The 240-nt window shown below is 37.5% G+C and carries 1 protein-coding gene; it reads left to right on the forward strand.

Going from position 1 to position 240, the window contains the following annotated elements; genetic code table 11:
* A partial coding sequence (locus ACFILW_RS10955; protein WP_375685850.1) for a hypothetical protein occupies window positions 1-190 on the forward strand: 190 nt, incomplete at its 5' end.
* Window positions 191-240 lie beyond the last annotated feature (50 nt).

Here is a 240-nt window from a genome sequence, read left to right on the forward strand (position 1 = left end):
AATTCGTGATCACCACGTAGGCATCATTGCTAAAGATATGCATGATGCTCAACGACAAGTCCTTCAAATGACTCCAGGGCAATATCACGAAATGGTCATGGGGATTGACCATTATGCCAATTTAATCCGTGAGGGTATTTTTACCAAACGAGCATTTGCGGAAGCATTTTTCAAGTTATTTAACAATTAGTTTGAGGAGAAATTATGCAAACATATATCACAAACATTAATGGCCTAATC

This window comes from Bartonella sp. TT110JLCBS, assembly GCF_042193405.1.
In the GTDB taxonomy this organism is placed as follows: Bacteria; Pseudomonadota; Alphaproteobacteria; order Rhizobiales; family Rhizobiaceae; genus Bartonella.